The sequence below is a fragment of the Blautia caccae genome, from assembly GCF_040095955.1.
Taxonomy (GTDB): Bacteria; Bacillota; Clostridia; order Lachnospirales; family Lachnospiraceae; genus Blautia; species Blautia celeris.
Genome location: NZ_JBBMFP010000007.1, coordinates 34,111 through 54,746, shown reverse-complemented (window position 1 = coordinate 54,746; position 20,636 = coordinate 34,111). Strand labels below are relative to the sequence as shown.

The following is a 20,636-nucleotide window of genomic DNA, read 5'->3' as shown; positions in this document are numbered from 1 at the left end:
TAAGCTATTTATTTCCTGTTAATTTTTCTGTGCTGCTTCGGAAAGTTTTGTACAGAATTCTTCAGGGGTGATATTTGCATAGGCAAGCTCCGGAAGTTCTGTGGAGAATGTGTCAATAACATTCTGGTACCAGTACGCCTGGTTCTGTCCATATGTCCATTTTGCCTTTGGCTGGATCTCAAGGACTTCCGCCATAAGAGGATCGGAATCCTTCAGGGAATCCGGGATTTCAACCTGGCTGGATACGGGCTGAAGGCCGGCCATTTCCAGTCCCTTTAACTGGTTTTCAATGGATGTCTCAAATTTCAGGAATGCAACTGCCGCTTCAATTTTCTCTGGGTCTTTTGCGCCCACCATATCGCCCGGTGTGGGAACCATTTCCATACCGTATTCCGGAAGGAGCATAATGCCCACCTTGTCGTAGAAGCCTGCCGGTGCTTTCTCTTCACTTCTGATATCCGGGATCATCCACGGTCCGTTGGGGAACATTGCAACTTCACTGTTGAAGAAATGAGTTGCCATGGTATCGTATTTGCCGCCCACTGCGTCTGCTGTGGTGTATTCAGCCAGCATTTTCTGTAAATCTGTGGTGGCTTTTTCAACCTCAGGAGTATTATAATCTGTAGGATACATGGCATTCATGAACTCATTGCCGGTATCCCCTGCAGTTCCGATCAGTCCGCTGTACCACAGGTTTGTCAGCCATCCCAGGTCCGCGGTATCCATTCCGAGAGGAGTGATTCCTTTTTCTTTCAGGGTATCGCATGCCTTGAAGAAGTCATCCCAGGTCTCATACGCCACATCAGGAGCTTCCAGACCTGCCTGCTCAAATAAATCCTTGTTATAGTAGATATAGGAAATCTCCTTTGACACAGGAACACCGTAAATCTTGCCGTCCACAGAGTTAAATTCCAGTGAACTCTCATCAAACTGGGCTTTCCACTCCGGGTCTTCCTCAAAGTACGATGTCAGATCCTGAACCTTTCCTGACTCCACGGCCAGATTGATGATATTGTTTCCACCGTTGAATACAATGTCCGGAAGGTCACCGCTGGAGATCAGCAGTTTGATCTTCTGGTTGTATGCATCTGTTGTGGGAATCTCCTCGAATTTGAATTCTACATTCTTGCCCTCTTCTGTCTTCTGGAATTCCGTGAAGAGGTAATCATAATATTCAGCCGCATAGTCTGTACCTACGTGGTAATTGATCACGTTGAGCACCACTTTACCATCGGATGACTTTCTCTCTTCCTGTTTGCTGTTTCCGCCCTCATTACTGCCGCATCCGGCTGCCATAGATGCTATCATACCTGCACACAGCAGCACACTTACCAGTTTCTTTCTCATAAACAGTTCCTCCTTTTTTCGCTGAACTCGTTTTTTACTCAGCTTCCTGATGTAAAAATTATATAAAATTTTCTGATTTTTCTGAATAGACTACAATTACCCGTTCCATCATTATTTTTTACTCTTTCTTGTCATCATATCTGCTATCATTACAGAAAATCTACTACTTTCTGCTAATCTATAATATTTTTTACCTATTCTTGTAAATTTTTGCTCATTTTACAGGAGCACGAAAATACCGGGGTGGTTTATGATATAATATTAAATAATAATCTTACAGAAAGAAGATGTTTTATGGCAATTCCCCTGTTTATCAATAAGAAAAAAGGCACGTTGAGAATGTACATCACCCTGGTGATAACCGTCATACTGGCTGTTTCCCTGATCTTGAGCGGAATCTTCTTTTATAAAAAAACTGCCAATATACTGATTGAAAACCAGAAACAACAGGTCATGAAGGAGCTCTCTCAGGTCAACCAGAACATCACAGACCAGGTGAACAATCTGGACTATGTGAACGCGCTCTTTGTCTCCAACACCATTATAAGAGAAGCCATAGAGCCTTCCGTGGATGATTCCCGCAATAAGCTGGATATCGAAAAGCAGATGAGTTTCCTTCTGATCAATACTTATATGTGGGAACAGAACTATATTAACGGCGTCTGCATTTTTCAAAACCCCTCCGAATATTACCTTGCCACATCCGGGCCGGGAACCGTAAATATCAAGGCAAATCAGGATATCCTGCAGTCCATCTCCACCTCAGACCCCAATCTGAACATAAAGATGGAGGACTCCACACCGTCCGTACTCTATTTTGTCAGAAATATTTTCAGTTCCTATACCGGTGAGTATGTGGCTACCATTATTATCAATGTAAATAAAAACACCCTGATCGATTTCTACAACGCAGGCATTGACCGGGAGTGGTTCATCTATCTGTACAATGATGAGATCAATCTGATCACCGACAGCCAGAGTCTGCCCTGCGCGGATGAGATCTCCGGGAAACTGGATTTTCTGAATAATGAAACGTATCTGGAAGAAATAGATGCCGGCGGACAGTCCTATCTGACTGCAGCGGAGAAGCTGCCCAATCTGGACATGACCTCCGTGGTCGCCGCGCCCAGGAATCAGGTGCTGGAAAAGCTCAATGACACACTCAGGACTTACATGCTGGTTCTGGCTGTCATTGTCACACTGGTGCTGTGTATTTCCATCATCATCAGCCGCGCAGTCACAAGACCCATTGACAATATGATCTATCAGATCAATAAGATCGCCGAGGGCAAAAAGGACCGCCTCCCGCCTCTGGAGATGTATTCGGAGTTCAACAACCTGGCGGATGCCTTCAACCATATGCTGGATAAACTGGACACTTACTATAAAGATAATCTGGAGAAGCAGCTCCTGCTGAAAAACGCGGAGATCAAAGCACTGCAGTCCCAGATGGACCCGCACTTTATGTTCAACACCCTGAACACTATAGCCTGGAAAGCCCAGATGACCAACAATCCTGAGATATACCAGATGGTCATCTCCCTGGGAGAACTGCTGAAGGCCAATGTGGTGTCCAAGGATTTCACCTATGTGAAACTGGAAGATGAACTGCGCTATGTGAAATTCTATACCTACCTGCAGAAAATGCGTTTTGAGGAAAAAATATCCGTGGAAATACAGGCAGACTCTTCCCTGCTGCACTACAAAGTCCCCTGCTTCTGTATCCAGCCCCTTGTTGAGAACTCCATTGTCCACGGCCTGGAGCCGAAAAAAGGCAAGGGAAAGCTGGTGGTCAATGTGATCAAACATAAGGACTGCATGGAAATCCTTGTGGCGGACAACGGAATCGGTTTTGAGACCATCCCCGACATCTGCGATATCCGTCCGTCTTCAGACGAATCACACACCCACATCGGGCTGCGCAACCTGGACAGGCGCCTGTATCTCCTTTTTGGGGAAATGGCTCATCTGAAGATAACAAGCACATTGAACGTATGCACCACAATTTCTTTTAAACTTCCATTAATAGTTGATTAGCTGTACGGAGGAAACACATTATGATATTTCACCTGATGATCGTGGATGACGAAACCACCATAAGAAAAGGACTTACCCAGGTGGTGAACTGGGAAGCCATTGACTGCATTATCCAGGACACCGCCAGTGACGGGCTGGAAGCCATTGAAAAACTGAAAGAAAATCCGGTAGATATTATTATAACGGATATCCGCATGCCGGAATCCGACGGCCTTGACCTGGCCAAATATGTGATGGAGCATTATCCGGAAATCAAGGTCATAATCCTGACCGGATATGCTGACTTCGAGTACGCCAAAACCGCCATCAAATACAACGTAAGTGATTTTCTGCTCAAGCCGATCTCCATAGAACAGGTCGTGGCCTCTGTACAGAGCGCGCAGAAGAAGATCATAGCCTCCAGGCAGAAAAACACGGCAAAGAAGTCTGATGTAGCCTTCATGATAGACCAGCTTCTCCAAGAGCTCACAGATGCCTCCTGCTCCGACACACTGGCAGCCAGGCTGAAAGAATATAATATATCCCTGGAAAGCTATTATGTGGCTGCCTTTCAGTTCATACCTTATGCCGGAAATATATCCGCCCTGAAGGAGATCATAATCAAGCTTAAATCAAACAGTTACTGCTACCGATATAACAACCTGATCATTGCCATCTATTTTTACCCTGCCTGCACCGGCAGATGCCCTGCCGTTCCCCGGGAGCTGCTGCAGAACTGCCGTGACATCACAGCCATGGCGGATTCCTTTTATGAACAGAAACTGACCATCGGCATCAGCAGCCACCACACAAGTCCTGGGGAATATTCTGTGGCGGTCTTTGAATCCATCCGGGCGCTGACGCTGAACTTCTACTCACAGGACAACATTGCCTTTTACCAGGAGCAGGGAACCGCTGAGGATTATACCCTCTCCGCCGGGGAGACACTGTCTGTCTATGAGCTGGAAAATGCCATCATCAGCCTGGATTTCGACGCGGCGGAACAGATTTTAAACAGTATTTTTATCAAACTGCAGAGTAATTTTGCCAAATCCAGTGATGTGAAGAATCTCTGTATCCACATTTATTACACCGGCACCCACATTCTGCTGGAAAAGGGCCTGGAAATGCCGGATAACAACCTGCTGCATTCCATTGAGAATTCGTCCAATATTTTCGAGCTGGAAAGTATTGTGAAAAGCCTGCTCCAGATTCTGAGGGAAACACTCCTGGCCTCTGAAATAAGCTACAGCAAAACCGTAAAAGACTCCATTGCCTACATAACAGAAAATCTAAAGGAGCCTATCACCCTGGAGCAGCTTGCCGGACATGTGCATGTGAATCCCTCCTATCTGAGCCGGACCTTCAAGAAGGAGACCGGACATACCATAACGGATTTCATCAACCTGAAACGGATCGAGCGGGCAAAGGAACTTCTCTCGGACAGATCCATACTGACTTACGAGATTGCGGAACAGGTGGGATTCAATGACCCGGCTTACTTCTCCGCCATATTTAAAAAGTATGTGGGAATGACCCCTAAAGAATTCCGGGGATGAGGCCGGCCCCATCCTGCATAAAACCCCATCGGAAGGCTGTCGGATTCCGGCAGCTTTCCGATGGGGTTTTTCTCTCTAATAATAATCCTGGTGTCTCTTTGCACGCCTTTTCTTTCTCAGCGCGTCCCTCTTCATCCTTACTTCCTCAGCTTCTTCCTCACTGATCTGCTTCACTGTCTTGACCACATAATACTTTCCCTCATCTGTCCTTTTCAGTCTTGCCTTACCCCGGAAATATCCGTGTTCCGGACAGTAGGCCAGGCACATGTGGGTCTTTGGATTAAGAGAAAACCAGCGTATTTTCTTTTTCGCGGTCTTTCCGCAGAAGAAGCAGCGGGTACTGACCACCTCCCGGTCCTTCATGGCATCCTCTTTTGTGGGAAATTCCCTGGAAATGTATTTGGAATAATCATCAAATACCGTATGGATCTCCTCACTCTTTGACTTGGGGTTCTGATAGCAGTCAATGGAGAAAAACTTTCTCACTGTGTCCATAGGCAGACGGGCGAAGATTTCAGCGGTGTAGACAGCGTCATTGAGCGCCCGGTGAAAATTTTCCCCTTTATCCAGTTTCATGTGATCAATGGCATATTCCAGGGAGCGGCTGGTCTTGTCACCCTCACAGGAGATTCCGAACAGCTTCTGCACATCGTAGTAGCGGAGCGGGCCTTCCAGCAGATAGGTCAGCCTGTAGTATTTCATATTGCGCTGCAGCTCCACCAGATCAGAGGGGCCCCAGGTGCAGAACATCACATCTTCCCCGCACCATTTCAGGAATCTGCGGATCGCCTTGGAGAACGGAACACCGTTTTCCAGTGTCTGCTTATCAATATGCAATATTTCTTTTGTGCGGTAGTGCAGCCTGTGGTACACAGAAGGCTTGACGATCTCATGGAACTGGTCTGTCATTTTCCTGTTCTCATCCAGCTTCACGGCTCCTATCTCAATAATCTCAAAGGGCAGCCTTTTATTCTCCCTGTCCTTACCATAGGGGCACTGATTCCATTCCAAATCAAATACAATATAGTTCATAATTAAGTCCTGCAGCTCTCTTTATATTCGTTCCCGGCAGCCCGTGGTTTTTCATCTTTTTTGATTTTACCATTATTCTCTGTAAGGTGCAACATGGCATTCTCATTCATGTTATACAAAAAATTTTAGATTATCTAAAAATTTTTGTAATTTTCATTGACTATATCCTGCTGATTTGCTAATATTATAGTAATCTAACATACCGTGTTTCATAAAATGTTTCCGGGGACAGCAGTTTGACCATGGGGCCAAGATGTTTCGGAAAATCAAATGGGGGTAATTACATAATGAAAGGAATGGAAATCGGTAAAGGAAGTATCTTTGAACTGGAGGGCATTCCCGCGTTTCGTCAGGTACTGCCGCTGGCGCTGCAGCATGTGGTCGCCATGATCGTCGGCTGTGTCACACCAGCCATCATTGTTTCAGGAGCCGTCAGCGGCGGAGGCATGTCTCAGGGAGACAAGGTGATCCTCATCCAGGCTGCTCTTTTTGTGTCCGCAATCTCCACCCTGCTCCAGCTTTTCCCGCTGGGCAGCAAGAGCGGATTCCACATCGGCTCCTCCCTGCCGGTCATCATGGGCGTCAGCTTTGCCTATGTGCCCAGTATGCAGGCCATTGCAGAGGGCTACGGCATCGCCACCATACTGGGATCCCAGATTGTGGGCGGCTGTGTGGCCATCATAGTCGGACTGCTTGTAAGGAAGATCAGGGTGTTTTTCCCGCCTCTGATCACCGGGACCGTTGTGTTCACCATCGGCCTCTCCCTGTACCCTACAGCCATCAACTATATGGCGGGGGGCACCAGCAGCGAGACTTATGGTTCCTGGCAGAACTGGGCTGTGGCGATCTTTACGCTCGTCATTGTAACTGTACTGAACCATTTTGGAAAAGGGATCGTAAAACTGGCTTCCATCCTGATCGGAATGGTTGCGGGATACGTGGTCTCAGCCTTTTTCGGCATGGTAAGCTTCAGCAGCGTGGCCTCTGCCAGCGTATTCCAGCTTCCGCAGGTTATGCATTTCGGAATCAATTTCGAGGTATCTTCCTGTGTGGCGATCGGCCTTCTTTTTGCCATCAACTCCGTGCAGGCGATCGGTGACTTCACGGCAACCACAGTGGGCGGTCTCGGAAGAGAACCCAGTGACAAAGAGCTGCAGGGCGGTATTGTGGGCTATGGTGTCATGAATATCATCGGTGCCGTATTCGGCGGCCTTCCCACAGCTACTTACAGCCAGAACGTAGGTATCGTGGCAACCACAAAGGTTGTAAACCGGTGCGTGCTGGGACTGGCAGCTATTATCCTGGGCGTAGCCGGACTGATACCCAAATTCTCCGCGCTGCTCACCACGATTCCCCAGTGCGTCCTCGGCGGCGCTACGGTATCTGTCTTCGCGTCCATTGCAATGACAGGTATGAAGCTGATCACCTCTGAGGATATGAACTACAGAAACACCTCCATCGTCGGCCTGGCGGCTGCCCTTGGAATGGGAATCTCACAGGCATCCGCAGCACTGGCTACGTTTCCGAGCTGGGTGACTATGATCTTTGGCAAAAGCACGGTGGTACTGGCAACGCTGATCGCTATACTGCTGAATATCATACTGCCGAAAGAAGAATAAACGTAACTGCCCTTATGCACGGTCAGCGCAGTAAATGCGCAGACCTGGCCCAACAGTTACGAATCGACAATAAAAACCGGCCCTTGCCGTTATATCCACGGAAGCAGATATGCTGCTCCGGGTATAAACGGCGAAGGCCGGTTTCGTTTCTGAGCATATGCCCTTTCTTTACTCTCTATTCCGCTGTTTCTATTGCCTGCGGTTCCTGATTCTCCTGAATCTGAGGCAGCGGGGTACTTAAGATTTTCATGAACTCTTCCCCTGTTATAGTCTCATTTTCAAAGAGGTATTTTGCCAGCTCATGGAGCTTGCCGATATTGTCTTTCAGGATCTTATATGCCTTTTCATGCTGTGTTCTGACCAGCTCTACCACCTTTTTATCAATCATGGTCTGGGTCTCGAAGGAGCAGGACAGGGAGGAATCACCGCCCAGGTACTGATTCGTCACATTTTCCATGGCAACCATATCGAACTCATCGCTCATACCGAACCTGGTGATCATGCCACGGGCCAGCTTTGTTGCCTGTTCTATATCATTGGATGCACCGGTTGTGACAGAGTGGAAAATCAGCTCCTCTGCCGCGCGTCCTCCTGTGAAGGTAGCAATTTTATTCTCCAGTTCTTCCTTGGACATAAGGAAATGTTCCCCGTCCTCCACCTGCATGGTGTAGCCAAGAGCGCCGGATGTCCTCGGTATAATGGTGATCTTATGGACAGGTGCGGAATCCGTCTGCATGGCTGCAACCAGCGCATGTCCGATCTCGTGGTAGGATACAATAAGTTTCTCTTTCTCGGAGAGCACACGGTTCTTCTTCTGGTAACCAGCAATGACTACCTCAATGCTCTCCTCCATATCTGCCTGCGTGGCAAATTTTCTTCTGTCGCGGACAGCCCGCAGTGCCGCTTCATTCACAATGTTCGCCAGCTCGGCTCCGGATGCCCCGGATGCAGCCTTGGCGATCTCGCGGAAATCCACATTGTCGGATATCTTGATCTTCTTTGCGTGTACTTTCAGTATCTCCTCACGTCCCTGTAAGTCAGGAAGTTCTACCGGAATACGCCTGTCAAAACGTCCCGGACGAAGCAGCGCCGGGTCCAGGGAATCCGGACGGTTGGTTGCCGCCAGGATCACAACACCCTTTGATCCGTCGAAACCGTCCATCTCCGTCAGAAGCTGGTTCAGGGTCTGTTCCCGCTCGTCATTGCCGCTGATGTTTCCGTCACGCTTCTTACCAATAGTATCAATCTCATCAATAAATACGATACACGGTGCTTTTTCATTTGCCTGCTTAAACAAGTCACGTACTTTCGCCGCGCCCATACCGACGAACATCTCCACGAACTCTGAACCGGAAATGGAGAAAAACGGTACGTTGGCCTCGCCGGCCACAGCCTTTGCCAGAAGTGTCTTACCGGTTCCCGGAGGGCCTACCAAAAGGGCTCCCTTTGGCATGGATGCACCGATTTCCCGGTACTGGTCGGGATTGTGCAGATAATCCACAATCTCTGTAAGCAGATCCTTTGCCTCATCCTCACCTGCTACATCGGTAAACCGGATGCCTGTGGAAGATTTCACATAGATCTTGGCATTACTCTTGCCAAAGCTCATGGCTCCGGCTCCGCCGCCCATACCACTCATCATTTTCTTGCTCAGCCAATTGCCTATGAATAAGAAAATGGCGATCGGGATGATCCAGGAGAGAAGGAATGTCAGGATGGGAGATTGTTTTTTAGGAATCTCTTTGCCGAACTTCACTTTCGCATTGTCCAGACGCTCCACTTCCTGCTGGTCATTAATCCTTCCGGTCTTGTAAACCTGGGTTTTCTCACCGTTCTTTATCGTATAATAAATCGTATCATCATCAAGGCTTACCTCATCTATCCTGCTGCCTTTTAAGTCGCTCAGGAACTGGTCATACCTGACTTCCTTAATGCTTCTCTCCGCAATAGAAGGAACCAGCAGCGTGTTCAGAAGAATCAGAACAACTATGACGATAGCATAGTAAAACATGATTGGTTTTTTTGGTTTTTTGTCTTTTACTTCCATATATTTTTCCTCCGTGACTCCCTGCTCTTGTCAGGAAATCTCTGTTTTAAGTATGCCACTTTTCAGACAATTATTCAATGAAGAAGGTCTGTTTATTCTATTAAAAATATATGAATTGCCAAACCCGCTCCATATATCAGAAGTAAAACTCCGTCCATTTTCCTCTGTAGCTTCTGCAGGGCAGACTGGGATGGTCTTTTCCCTCCAAAGTTCCTTTTCTCAGTTCCATGGCATCTTCCAGACAGTAAGAGATATATTCCCGGGAAACAGGGCAGCCGTGATGGGATGGAAGAATCACTTCCGCCCAGTCTGCATACCCCAGCAGTTTTTTAAGGCTTTCTATATACAGATCCAGGTTTCTGTTTTCACCAAACATGAAAATAGGACCTGATTTCTGAACTGTATCACCGGGAAGGAGAAGCCTTTTGTCCCGGTCCAGCAATGCGATACTTCCGTAAGTGTGTCCCGGTATGTGAATGATCTCAAAATCATAATTGCCGGCAGTGATATGCTCACCTTCCTGCAGTTCATGAACAGATATATTCTGTGGAATCATATGCGCATCCCCGGCATGTACCCAGCATTCATGAAAATCAGACAGACCTCCGGCGTGGTCCATATCTCCGTGAGTGAGAACTGCTTTCAGCGGCAGGTTTGTCAGCTTTTCCGCTTCTTCCGCGGTCCGGGAGTCAGCAAAGCCCGTATCTATGAGCAGGGCTTCCTCCTCACCTGTAATTAGGAATTCCCGCACTCTGCCGTCATCCAGAATGTAAAAACCTTCTTCATACTTTGTGATATCCATATGGGCACCTCCGTGCTATTTATCCTCACCGGTCAGGCGCAGTACGGCCTGGATTTCCTCCACGTCCATGTCCAGGAACGCGGCCAGTTCGTCTACACTGTATTTGACATCATCGTCCTCCAGAAGCTCTTTTATTTTTGTCTCCAGGTCACGGACCTTTTCCACGAGAATGTCATCCCTCTGCTTCTGGTCTGTCTGCTCTTCCACCATAAGAAGCATTGCATTTCTGATCTCGCCGCACAAAAAGGTGTGATAATCTCCTGCTTCATGCAGCATTTCGATAGCTGTCAGAAGACCGATGTTCCCTTCGGCAATCATATCTCCAATGAAAATCTCCTCTTGCTTCAGCTCTCTGGCTGTTTTCACCACTTCTGTCATGTATAATTCGGCCAGGCGCTTTTTTGCTGACTCTTCCTGTTTCAGAGCCTTTTCAAAAAGGATTTCCCTTTCTCCCGGCTTTTCGGGAGGAATATCCTTCAGCGTGTTCTCGTATTCTTCCAGATACTCTGTTTCCTCCTGGGTGAGAGGTACTGCTTCGCTGTCTGCCGGGATACCGGCGGCTGTTGTGACGGGTGCTTCGCTGCCGGTTTGGCCGTCTGCCGCTGCGCTTCCCGGACCTCTTCCGTCTACCTGGATTCCCTGTATAGCCAGATATTCATACACTTTCTGCATCTGGCCTTCTGTCAGGCCGTTGCCTGCGAAAATCCCTTCCACTGTATCTGCATGTATTTTCTTTCCATTTTCCACTGCCAATCCCAGTGCTTCACTGAGCTTCGCCTGAAATTCCTTAATCTCCATATCTGCCTCCTTATTTTATCACCATCCAAAGACTCGAATCATTCTCTGAATAGATGCATCAACCAAACTGTTCCATTACAAATCCCCGGCAGACGAGCTCACTGCCGGGGATTGTCTTAAAAACAGTATAATTGATTAGAAAAAACTTGTAAAGTCTTATAGCGAAGGGCCGCGCTGCAGTTTTTCCATCAGCAGCCGGTTCACCGTCTGCGGTTCTGCTTTTCCTTTCATCTCCTTCATAACCTGGCCCACCAGAAAGCCGAGAACTTTTGTTTTTCCACTTTGGTACTCCTCCACGGTTTTCGGGTTTGACGCAAGGATCTTTTCCACGATACTCTCCAGTACTCCTGTATCCACAACGGTTTTCAGCCCATTTTCCTCAATATAAGAAACAGGCTCCACATCCTCATCAAAAATCCGCCCAAACACCTTTTTTGCGGTCTGATTATTCACTTCCCCTCTCTCGCAGACCACAATCAAATCTGCCAGATGTCCGGGTGTAAAATGCAGGTCTTCCGTCTCCATTCCCCTGTCTTTTAACAGTCTCAGAGTTTCACCGATAAACCAGTTGGCTGCCTTTTTCGGAGCACCGGCAACCTCCTTCTGCTGAAGCAGGCTGACTGTCTGTTCATACAAATCTGCCAAATGCCTTGACTGTGTCAAAAGAGAGGCGTCATAGGCTGAGAGGCCAAACTCTTTCTCATAGCGTTCTGCCTTTTCTTCCTGAAGCTCCGGCTGACGCTCTTTTATCCGTGCCAGCCACTCCCCACTGATCACTACCGGGGGCAGGTCAGGGTCCGGAAAATATCTGTAATCCTTTGCATCCTCTTTGGAACGCATGGCATAGGAAATTTCTTTATTGTCATCCCACCGCCTTGTCTCCTGCTGCACACATTTTCCCTCTTCCAAAAGTTCAATCTGCCGTTCCCGTTCCCCTTCAATCGCCCTGGCGATAGCTTTGAAGGAATTTAAATTCTTCATCTCCGTCCTGGTTCCCAGTTTTCCGCTTCCTGCCTCCATGACAGACAGATTCACATCCGCACGCATGGAGCCTTCCTGCAGCTTGCAGTCTGAAACGCCCAGGTACTGACAGATCAAACGCAGCTTTTCCAGATAGGCAATAACCTCCTCCGCATTTCTCATGTCCGGTTCGGATACGATCTCAACCAGAGGAACACCGCTTCTGTTGTAGTCCACAAGGGAACAGTCTTCCCACTCATCATGAATCAGCTTACCGGCATCTTCCTCCATATGCATCTCATGAATCCTGATCTTCTTTTTCCCTGATGCAGTCCTGATTTCCAGAAATCCGTCATGGCAGATGGGAAGATAGAGCTGGGAAATCTGGTAGTTCTGGGGATTGTCAGGATAGAAATAATTCTTTCTGTCAAATTTACAGGTTTGGTTTATCCGGCAGTTGGCAGCCATTCCAAGGGCCAGTGCATAATCAACCACCTGTCTGTTCAGAACCGGGAGAGAGCCGGGCATTCCAGTACATACGGGGCAGGTATGGGTGTTGGGTGCTCCTCCGAATTTTGCGGAACAGCCGCAGAATATTTTTGTGGCTGTGGCAAGCTCCACGTGAACCTCCAGGCCAATGACTGTTTCATATCGCTTAGCCATTATTTTACCCCCTTTCCGTATGCTTTGGGGAACTCTCCCCTGATTTTCTCATAAGCATATGCTGCCTGTATGATCTTCTTTTCCTGAAAACAATCCCCGATAAACTGCAGTCCCACAGGCATACCGCTGCTGTCCAGGCCGCAGGGAACACTTATGGCAGGGAGGCCTGCAAGATTGACACCTGCAGTATAGACATCACTCAGGTACATTTTCAGCGGATCAGCAAGGCTGCTTCCCACAGCGGGTGCCGTGGATGGAGCTGCGGGAGCGATCAGCATATCGTATTTTAAAAATGCATCGTCAAATGCTTTCTTTATCATGGCTTTTACCTTCAGCGCCTTCAGATAATACGCATCGTAATATCCTGAGCTCAGTACAAAAGAGCCAAGCAGTATCCGGCGCCTGACTTCCTCCCCGAATCCTTCCGCCCTTGTTTTTTTGTACATATCGTGAAGCCCTTCAAACTCCTCTGCCCTGTAACCGTATTTCACGCCGTCAAAACGGGCCAGGTTAGAACTGGCCTCCGCAGAGGCAATAATATAATAGGCCGGAATCACATAATCTACCAGTCCCAGGGTGAAGAATTCCACTACAGCGCCATTTTTTGTCATTAACTGCACTGCGTCCGCCAGTGATCTTTTCACGTCCTCGTCAAGTCCCTCTGACAGATACTCTTTGGGGATACCGATTTTCACACCATGCAGGTCCTGCCTCAAATACCGGGTAAACTGCAGGTCCTTGCGCAGCACAGACGTGCTGTCCTTAGCGTCATATCCCGCAGACGCTTCCAGCAGTGCCGCGCAGTCAGAGACATCTTTTCCCACAGGACCTATCTGGTCCAGGGACGAGGCATAAGCTATAAGTCCGTATCTGGATACGGTACCGTATGTGGGCTTCATGCCGACCACGCCGCAGTAGGAAGCAGGCTGCCGGATGGAGCCTCCCGTATCGCTTCCCAATGCTGCAAACACTTCATCTGCCGCCACTGCCGCACAGGAACCTCCTGAGGAGCCCCCCGGTACTTTTTCGGTATCCCAGGGGTTTCTGGTAATACCGTATGCAGATGTCTCAGAGGTACTTCCCATGGCAAATTCGTCCATATTGGTTTTACCCATAACAATCATTCCTGCACTTTCTATTCTGCGGACAGCCTCCGCATCGTACGGAGGAATAAAATTTTCCAGAATTCTGGAAGCACAAGTAGTTTTTCTGTTTCTGGTGCAGATATTATCTTTCACCGCAATGGGAACACCAGCCAGAGGGCCTGTGTATTTCCCTGCTTTTATACCGTTTTCCACCTCTTTTACCCTGTCATATATTTTCTTCTCATCTGTCTCCAGAAAAGCGTGGAGCGTACTGTCCTTTTTTTCAATCTCATCCAGGCAGGCTTTTACCGCTTCCCGGACACCTACCTGACGGCTTTTTATGGCACAGCCAAGGGTAAGAGCTGTCATTTCTCTGATTTCCATTTGTCTATCCTCCTTACTGCACAGTTTTGGGGACCTGATACTGGCCGTCTTTGCTCTTCGGCGCGTTGGCGAGCATAGCGTCCCGGCTGTTACCGTTTGTCACAACGTCTTCCCGGAACACATTTTCCACAGGAAACGTATGGGCAAGAGGTTCCGTTTCTTCCGTATTCAGCTCGTTTAATTTATCTATATAATCCAGCATTTCCTGCATTTTTTCTCTGGCCTTTTCCCGTTCTTCGCAGGTTAGGGCCAGCTTTGCCAGAATCTCTATATTTTCCATGACTGTGTCATCTATAATCTGTTTTGCCATAATCTTTTCTCCTTCTATCTACGGTTCCAGGCGGTTCATATCTCTCGGAAACAGGCAGGCCTCTCTTACATTATCTTCGCCTAAAAGCTGCATAGTGAGCCTTTCCAGACCGATGCCCAGGCCTCCGTGGGGCGGCATGCCATACTTGAATGTATCCAGATACTGCTCCATTCCCTCCCGGATCATCCCCCTTTTCTCCATTTTTTCTGTGAGCATATGGAAATCATGAATCCTCTGTCCGCCTGTTGTCACTTCCAGTCCTCTGAACAAAAGGTCAAAGCTAAGGGTAAAACGTTCATCTTCCGGGTCATCCATGGCATAAAACGGTCTTTTTTTCGATGGGTAATGCGTAACAAATACAAAATCCGCACCGTATTCCTCCTGAAAATACTGTCCGATCAGCGCTTCCTCCTCTGGCTCCAGGTCAAAAGGATTCTTAATCTTCCTTCCGTATTTTTCTGCTGCCAGCTCCTTTGCCCGGGAAAAACGAACGGTAGGAATCTTCCTTGTCTCCGGCAGATTCACCCCCAGAATCTTCAATTCTTCCGCATACTCCCTTTTCAGCAATTCCATTGTGTACTGCAGAAATCCGGTCTCCATGGCACAGATATCCATAAAACCATCAATATACCCCATCTCAAAATCCAGGCTGGTATATTCGTTCAAATGCCGCCTTGTATTGTGTTTCTCCGCTCGGAACACCGGGCCGGTTTCAAATACCCGATCAAAAACCCCCACCATCATCTGTTTATAAAACTGCGGACTCTGTTCCAGAACTGCAGGTTTATGGAAATAACTGAGTTTAAACAAGTTGGAGCCGCCCTCTGCCCCCTTGGCTCCGATTTTCGGTGTGTGTACTTCTGTAAATCCCCGAGTATATAAAAATTCACGGAATCCCCTGCACACGCCCTCCTGGATCTTAAAACGGGCACGCTCTTTTATATTCCGCAGTGATATGGGACGCAGGTTCAGTTTTGTCTCCAGGGAGGTATTCAGCTTCCACTTGTCTATGGCAAGGGGAAGGGGCGCTGCAGGTGATGAAAGTATTCGGACTGCACACAGGCGGAGTTCCTTCTGATGAGGCGCACGCGCTTCTCTGCGTATTGTGCCTGCGGCCCGGATACAGTCTCCTTCTTTTAAATCCGAAATTGATATATTTGTCTTTCCCTCCTCCCAGACGGTCTGCAGCAGGCCTTCTCTTTTTCTCAGTATTACAAACGCGATCTCACCCATTTTCCGAATGCTGTGCACGGTTCCCTCCACCAGGATTTCACCGTCTGTCTCCTGCTTTTTCAGCAGTTCCCTAAGCTCCAGGGTATCCTTTTCTCTGATGCCTTCCACAAATTCCATATCACATCTCTCCTTTTTCCAGAAATAAAAAAGTCCCGGGGATATCCAGACAAATCCAGATACCTCGGGACAGGATATTCTTGATCACATCTTTGTGATCCGTTCAATCGCTTTCACTGTATTTTCATAGGTTCCGAAGGCTGATAATCTGAAGTAGCCTTCTCCATGTGCACCAAAACCACTGCCCGGTGTTCCAACCACGTTTGCTTTTCGGAGAAGTTCATCAAAGAACTCCCAGGAGCTTAACCTGCCCGGTGTCTTCAGCCACACATACGGGGCATTGATACCGCCGGAGACAGAGTATCCTGCAGTTTTCAGACCCTCATAAATCACCTTCGCGTTTTTCATATAATAATCCACCTGGGACCTGAGCTGCTCTTTTCCCTCCGGTGAATAGACGGCCTCCCCTGCACGCTGCACAATATAGGGAGCGCCGTTATATTTTGTTCCGTGTCTTCTGGACCAGAGGTCATGCAGAGACACACTGCCGCATTTTAAGTCTTTGGGCACTACTGTGTATCCGAGTCGGACACCGGTAAACCCGGCATTTTTTGAAAAACTGTGAAGTTCAATGGCACAATGCCTCGCACCTTTACATTCGTACACACTGTGCGGCACGTCTTTTTCTGTTATATATGCTTCATATGCCGCATCGTAAATGATCACTGCGCCGACGCGGTTTGCGTAATCTACCCATTCCTGAAGTTCAGCTCTTGTAATACCTGCGCCTGTGGGATTATTGGGAAAACACAGATAAATAATATCTGGTGTCTCTTTCGGAAGCTCCGGAACGAAGTTATTCTCTTCCACACAGGGCATATAGATCATGCCGTCATAATTCTGCGCGTTTGGATTATAATTTCCTGTTCTGCCTGCCATCACATTGGTGTCCACGTATACCGGATACACAGGGTCGCACACAGCAATCTTATTGTCCAGACCGAAAATCTCCTGGATATTTCCGGAGTCACACTTTGCGCCGTCGGATACAAATATCTCATCCGCTTCAATATCGCAGCCCCGGTTTCGGTAGTCATTGTCAGCTATGGCATTTCTCAGAAAATCATATCCTTTGTCCGGCGCATAGCCATGGAAGGTCTCCGCATTTGCCATATCATCCACTGCGCTGTGAAGAGCCCGGATAATTGCCGGCGCCAGGGGCTGTGTCACATCACCGATTCCCAGTCGGATAATGTCCGCATTTGGATTTTTCTGCTGATAGTCAGCTACCTTTTTCGCTATGTTGGAAAACAGATAGCTTCCCTGAAGCTTCAAATAATTATCATTGATCGTAAACATATCACATTTCTCCTTTATACTTAACTGTTCAGGCTGCCGAACAGTTACTATACTTCATCATAGATAAGTGTCAGTATCATCTGTGCTGTCTCCACCATGCTGGTGGCGCTGTCCATGCTGCATTTCTGTATATAACGGTACGCTTCCTCCTCTGTGAGATGGTTTCTGTCCATCAGAAGGAGTTTTGCGTTGGTAATATAGTTCTGGTCCCGCTGGCTGCGGGCTTTGGGCTTCTTCTTTTCCCTTTTCAGCCTTCGCTCAAGCTGGTAAAGCAGCATTTCTACAGTATTTACCAGCTCGTAAATGCGAATCGGCATGGTGACTGCCATGATTCCTGACTCAGCGGAACTTACCACATTTGCAGAGCCTATGAGCAGCATTTCAAAAAACCTGGGCAGGGAGCCAGCCAGTTCCCGATAATACATATCCGGCAGTTTATAACCACTGATGACCAGCCCTGCCGGGTACTTATTTATTTCCATCAAAGCCTGAGCGGCAGTTGTACATGCTACGGTATTTTCAAATCCATGCTCCATGAGGATTTTCCGTATTTTCTTTGCATCTTCCGGTTTTGGCAAAACAATAATGATGATGCTCATGCACTGCCTCCTGTTCCTCTATACACGGTACAGATACTGTTCGATCTCCCATTCAGAAACCTGTTCCATGTAGCTCTTCCACTCCTTCTTCTTCGCCTTCACATAACACTTTGTAAAAGCCTCACCAAGTACGGCTCTCATGAGCGGGTCCTTGTTAAATTCCTCCAGCGCCTCACTCAGGTTTTCCGGCAGGGTATCAATGCCTGCATTTTCCTTCTCCTCCCTGGAGAGTTTACGGATATTTTCTTTCAGTTCTTTTGGCGCCTGCAGATTCTTTTCCATTCCCTCCAGCCCCGCTGCCAGACACAGCGCGAATACCAGGTAAGGGTTGGAGGCAGAATCGGGGCTTCTCAATTCCAGCCTTGCCCCCTCTTCCCGCTGGGTCTGAACCCTCACCAGCGCAGTACGCTGCCTGGACGACCAGGTAATGTCTGAAGGCGCCTCAAATCCCGGTGCCAGTCTTTTATAGGAATTCACAAGAGGGTTGCAGAGGGCTGTCATACCTTTGATATGTGCAAAGATTCCTGCCAGGAAAGAATACCCCTCCCTGCTCAGTCCAAGCTCATCTTCCGGGTCTGAGAAAATATTTCTTCCGTCTTTCATAAGATACATGTTTACATGCATGCCGGAGCCATTGGCGCCTGCTTTCGGTTTCGGCATGAAAGTGGCATGGAGGCCGTGGCGTTTGGCTATGGTTCTCACAGCCACCTTAAAGGTCATTACTTTATCAGCTGTCTCCGATGCGTCGGAGAACTGGAAGTCAATCTCATGCTGTCCGGGGGATATTTCGTGATGGGAGGATTCGATTTCATATCCCATCTCCTCAAGGGTCAGCACCATATCACGTCTGGCATTCTCACCCAGATCCACGGGACTTAAATCCATGTATCCGGCCTTTTCATGTGTTGTGGTTGTGGGCATGCCGTTGTCATCTGTGTGAAAAAGGAAAAACTCACATTCCGGGTTTACCATCAGAGAATAGCCCATATCTGCAGCTTTGGCCGCAACGCGGCTGAGAATGAAACGCGGGCTTTCTTTATAGGGTGTACCGTCTTCCTGATAAATATCACATATGAAACGGGCAACTTTTCCCTGCTGCGGCCGCCACGGCAGGATTGTAAACGTGGATAGATCGGGATGCAGATACATGTCTGCCTCCTCATTCCGGATAAAGCCGCCGATGGAAGACGCGTCAATGACGCAGCGGTTATCCATGGCCTTTTCCAGCTTGCTGGATGGGATTGCAATGTTTTTCAATGTTCCGAACATGTCGGTGAACTGCAGGCGAATGAACTCCACGTCCTCTTCCTCCGCCATGCGCAGGATTGCTTCCCTGGTGTAATTTTGCATTGTGGTATCTCCTCTCTTGATAGGATGATAAGGTGAAACCCGGGGGCCGGCGCCTGGTAGAAGGCGGGGGCGGGTGGTTGTGTAATTTTGGGTACGAAAAAAGGGCGTGTTTATCCAGAGTACCCTCCGAATAAGAACGCCCTTGTTCTTTTATTTATGGTTGGTATTATAGCAAGGGTTGTTGGGGTTGTCAATATGGGAAACTATTATTTATTACCTATTTTCACAAAATCAGTGATATCCGCCCAAGCCCCCACATTTGTAACCGGATCTTTTGTCGGACCCTGATTGTAGCATAGATAATACCGGTTATTATAAAAATAAATGTCTCCCAAACCCGGTGTTACTCTATTATCCCAATTATCAGTAGTATAGATCTCAGCATTCTTCTTCACATACAAACATTTATCTTTTCCATACCGCGTTATAAATTTCTCTAAACTATCGGGCATATCATCAGCATATATTTCTACAGGTTTAGGGATGATATAGTATTCGCCTCCGGTTTTAAATACACCTGCCGGCAGCGTAAATCCCTTTTTACCATTATCTAAAAATTCTTGATAGTAATCTTTGTACTTCTTTTTCCCTGCTTTTATATTTAGAACATCTTTACCGTTTTTTTTCAGATGAATAGATCCGTTTCCATCCTCGTAATCCTCGTCATCGTCTTTTCCATCATCTTTTCCATCATCACCACCACCAGACGGCGGTTCTTCCGACTCACTTCCGCTGTCCAGATTATAGCACTCTACATACCTGACAGTAGAATAATCCCCGTATTTCCCGGAAATCGTCAGCTCTACTTTCATAATATTTTCAGGGTATTCACTCCTGTCTGCCCATGAAAAAGATAAATCTTTTATACTGTATCCCATATACATTTTCTGGTCAAATTCCCAGTCAACTTCCTCATATGCACGTACCGGGTAATAGTAAATAACAAGTTTTTTTTCATCCGGAGACTCATCCTTAAACGCCTTTGTTTTAATGGTCACATGGCTGTTTCCCTGGTTATAGAAATCAACCATGGTCCCCTTTTCACCCTCTGCTACAGATAAGTATGAGGAGTCTTCATTCTTACTCTCTTTTTCTGTATATTCACCATTTGAAATAATAACATTTGTTTCTTTTTTATTTACTGTAGCCTGTGCACCTGAAATCTGGCCTGTTATTTTATCCATCAGGGTGTCCGATACCTGACGGCCCATATTAATCCCCTGAATATGATAATATACATTCATAGCAGATGAGATAGCTTGGCTGGTAAGAATGACAAACAGACTAATAAGTGCGAACGTAACTATAAGTTCAATTAACGTGACCCCCTGTCTGCTGTTAAGTATTTTTCTGTACTCTTTTTTGTCCTTATTACATTTCATATTACCAGAACCCCTCTTGTTATCTGCGCGGAAC

Annotated in this window: 16 protein-coding genes; 3 read left to right on the top strand and 13 right to left on the bottom strand. The window is 47.5% G+C overall.

The window, feature by feature from the left end; genetic code table 11:
* Positions 1–18: 18 nt before the first annotated feature.
* On the bottom strand, positions 19–1,347 hold the full coding sequence (locus tag WMO65_RS09365; RefSeq protein WP_148392027.1) for an ABC transporter substrate-binding protein: 1,329 nt from the start codon (positions 1,345–1,347) through the stop codon (positions 19–21).
* Positions 1,348–1,641: 294 nt separating this feature from the next.
* Here WMO65_RS09365 and WMO65_RS09360 point away from each other — a divergent pair, with 294 nt between their 5' ends.
* Together WMO65_RS09360 and WMO65_RS09355 are read left to right on the top strand one after the other, a co-directional pair.
* Positions 1,642–3,384 (top strand): cache domain-containing sensor histidine kinase, encoded by a 1,743-nt coding sequence (locus WMO65_RS09360; RefSeq protein WP_148392028.1) that lies wholly within the window; start codon positions 1,642–1,644, stop codon positions 3,382–3,384.
* A 20-nt stretch (positions 3,385–3,404) separates the two neighbouring features.
* A complete protein-coding gene (locus tag WMO65_RS09355; protein WP_148392029.1) occupies positions 3,405–4,922 on the top strand; it encodes a response regulator in 1,518 nt (505 codons plus the stop codon).
* A 75-nt stretch (positions 4,923–4,997) separates the two neighbouring features.
* Here the strand turns inward: WMO65_RS09355 and WMO65_RS09350 are convergent, their stop codons facing one another.
* Positions 4,998–5,954, bottom strand: a complete 957-nt coding sequence (locus WMO65_RS09350; RefSeq protein WP_033140667.1) for a 3'-5' exonuclease — start codon at positions 5,952–5,954, stop codon at positions 4,998–5,000.
* A 287-nt stretch (positions 5,955–6,241) separates the two neighbouring features.
* Between WMO65_RS09350 and WMO65_RS09345 the strand changes: the two genes are divergently transcribed.
* Positions 6,242–7,573 (top strand): uracil-xanthine permease family protein, encoded by a 1,332-nt coding sequence (locus WMO65_RS09345; protein ID WP_148392030.1) that lies wholly within the window; start codon positions 6,242–6,244, stop codon positions 7,571–7,573.
* Between the two features lie 175 nt (positions 7,574–7,748).
* Here the strand turns inward: WMO65_RS09345 and ftsH are convergent, their stop codons facing one another.
* From ftsH to WMO65_RS09290, 11 genes are all read right to left on the bottom strand, one after another.
* Positions 7,749–9,620 (bottom strand): ATP-dependent zinc metalloprotease FtsH, encoded by a 1,872-nt coding sequence (ftsH, locus tag WMO65_RS09340; protein WP_033140670.1) that lies wholly within the window; start codon positions 9,618–9,620, stop codon positions 7,749–7,751.
* Between the two features lie 136 nt (positions 9,621–9,756).
* Positions 9,757–10,422: an MBL fold metallo-hydrolase gene (locus tag WMO65_RS09335; protein ID WP_103732290.1), complete on the bottom strand. Its 666-nt coding sequence runs from the start codon at positions 10,420–10,422 to the stop codon at positions 9,757–9,759.
* A 15-nt stretch (positions 10,423–10,437) separates the two neighbouring features.
* Positions 10,438–11,220, bottom strand: coding sequence for an RNA polymerase subunit sigma-70 (locus WMO65_RS09330; RefSeq protein ID WP_148392031.1), 783 nt, complete (start codon positions 11,218–11,220; stop codon positions 10,438–10,440).
* Positions 11,221–11,376: 156 nt separating this feature from the next.
* A complete protein-coding gene (gatB, locus tag WMO65_RS09325) occupies positions 11,377–12,843 on the bottom strand; it encodes an Asp-tRNA(Asn)/Glu-tRNA(Gln) amidotransferase subunit GatB (protein WP_033140673.1) in 1,467 nt (488 codons plus the stop codon).
* Entirely contained in the window at positions 12,843–14,312 is a 1,470-nt protein-coding gene (gatA, locus tag WMO65_RS09320; RefSeq protein WP_148392032.1) for an Asp-tRNA(Asn)/Glu-tRNA(Gln) amidotransferase subunit GatA, read from the bottom strand. Before gatA ends, gatB begins: the two co-directional genes overlap by 1 nt.
* A 13-nt stretch (positions 14,313–14,325) precedes the next feature.
* Entirely contained in the window at positions 14,326–14,622 is a 297-nt protein-coding gene (gatC, locus tag WMO65_RS09315) for an Asp-tRNA(Asn)/Glu-tRNA(Gln) amidotransferase subunit GatC (RefSeq protein WP_033140675.1), read from the bottom strand.
* An 18-nt stretch (positions 14,623–14,640) separates the two neighbouring features.
* Positions 14,641–15,972 carry an aspartate--tRNA(Asn) ligase gene (aspS, locus tag WMO65_RS09310; RefSeq protein WP_148392033.1) on the bottom strand — a complete coding sequence of 444 codons (1,332 nt, stop codon included), beginning with the start codon at positions 15,970–15,972 and terminating at the stop codon, positions 14,641–14,643.
* 84 nt (positions 15,973–16,056) lie between these two features.
* On the bottom strand, positions 16,057–17,271 hold the full coding sequence (locus WMO65_RS09305; RefSeq protein WP_148392034.1) for an LL-diaminopimelate aminotransferase: 1,215 nt from the start codon (positions 17,269–17,271) through the stop codon (positions 16,057–16,059).
* 47 nt (positions 17,272–17,318) lie between these two features.
* Positions 17,319–17,870, bottom strand: a complete 552-nt coding sequence (locus tag WMO65_RS09300; protein WP_033140678.1) for an ANTAR domain-containing response regulator — start codon at positions 17,868–17,870, stop codon at positions 17,319–17,321.
* Positions 17,871–17,888: 18 nt separating this feature from the next.
* Positions 17,889–19,220: a type I glutamate--ammonia ligase gene (gene glnA / locus WMO65_RS09295; RefSeq protein WP_033140679.1), complete on the bottom strand. Its 1,332-nt coding sequence runs from the start codon at positions 19,218–19,220 to the stop codon at positions 17,889–17,891.
* A 206-nt stretch (positions 19,221–19,426) separates the two neighbouring features.
* Complete coding sequence (locus WMO65_RS09290; RefSeq protein ID WP_033140680.1) at positions 19,427–20,602, bottom strand: pilus assembly FimT family protein; 1,176 nt, start codon at positions 20,600–20,602, stop codon at positions 19,427–19,429.
* Positions 20,603–20,636 lie beyond the last annotated feature (34 nt).

Coding starts and splice junctions, on each gene's coding strand:
- glnA (WP_033140679.1), bottom strand. CDS start 19,220: ATGCAAAATTACACCAGGGAAGCAATCCTGCGCATGGCGGAGGAAGAG.
- WMO65_RS09365 (WP_148392027.1), bottom strand. CDS start 1,347: ATGAGAAAGAAACTGGTAAGTGTGCTGCTGTGTGCAGGTATGATAGCA.
- aspS (WP_148392033.1), bottom strand. CDS start 15,972: ATGGAATTTGTGGAAGGCATCAGAGAAAAGGATACCCTGGAGCTTAGG.
- gatC (WP_033140675.1), bottom strand. CDS start 14,622: ATGGCAAAACAGATTATAGATGACACAGTCATGGAAAATATAGAGATT.
- WMO65_RS09305 (WP_148392034.1), bottom strand. CDS start 17,271: ATGTTTACGATCAATGATAATTATTTGAAGCTTCAGGGAAGCTATCTG.
- WMO65_RS09350 (WP_033140667.1), bottom strand. CDS start 5,954: ATGAACTATATTGTATTTGATTTGGAATGGAATCAGTGCCCCTATGGT.
- WMO65_RS09330 (WP_148392031.1), bottom strand. CDS start 11,220: ATGGAGATTAAGGAATTTCAGGCGAAGCTCAGTGAAGCACTGGGATTG.
- gatB (WP_033140673.1), bottom strand. CDS start 12,843: ATGGCTAAGCGATATGAAACAGTCATTGGCCTGGAGGTTCACGTGGAG.
- WMO65_RS09290 (WP_033140680.1), bottom strand. CDS start 20,602: ATGAAATGTAATAAGGACAAAAAAGAGTACAGAAAAATACTTAACAGC.
- WMO65_RS09300 (WP_033140678.1), bottom strand. CDS start 17,870: ATGAGCATCATCATTATTGTTTTGCCAAAACCGGAAGATGCAAAGAAA.
- WMO65_RS09345 (WP_148392030.1), top strand. CDS start 6,242: ATGAAAGGAATGGAAATCGGTAAAGGAAGTATCTTTGAACTGGAGGGC.
- ftsH (WP_033140670.1), bottom strand. CDS start 9,620: ATGGAAGTAAAAGACAAAAAACCAAAAAAACCAATCATGTTTTACTAT.
- WMO65_RS09335 (WP_103732290.1), bottom strand. CDS start 10,422: ATGGATATCACAAAGTATGAAGAAGGTTTTTACATTCTGGATGACGGC.
- WMO65_RS09360 (WP_148392028.1), top strand. CDS start 1,642: ATGGCAATTCCCCTGTTTATCAATAAGAAAAAAGGCACGTTGAGAATG.
- WMO65_RS09355 (WP_148392029.1), top strand. CDS start 3,405: ATGATATTTCACCTGATGATCGTGGATGACGAAACCACCATAAGAAAA.
- gatA (WP_148392032.1), bottom strand. CDS start 14,312: ATGGAAATCAGAGAAATGACAGCTCTTACCCTTGGCTGTGCCATAAAA.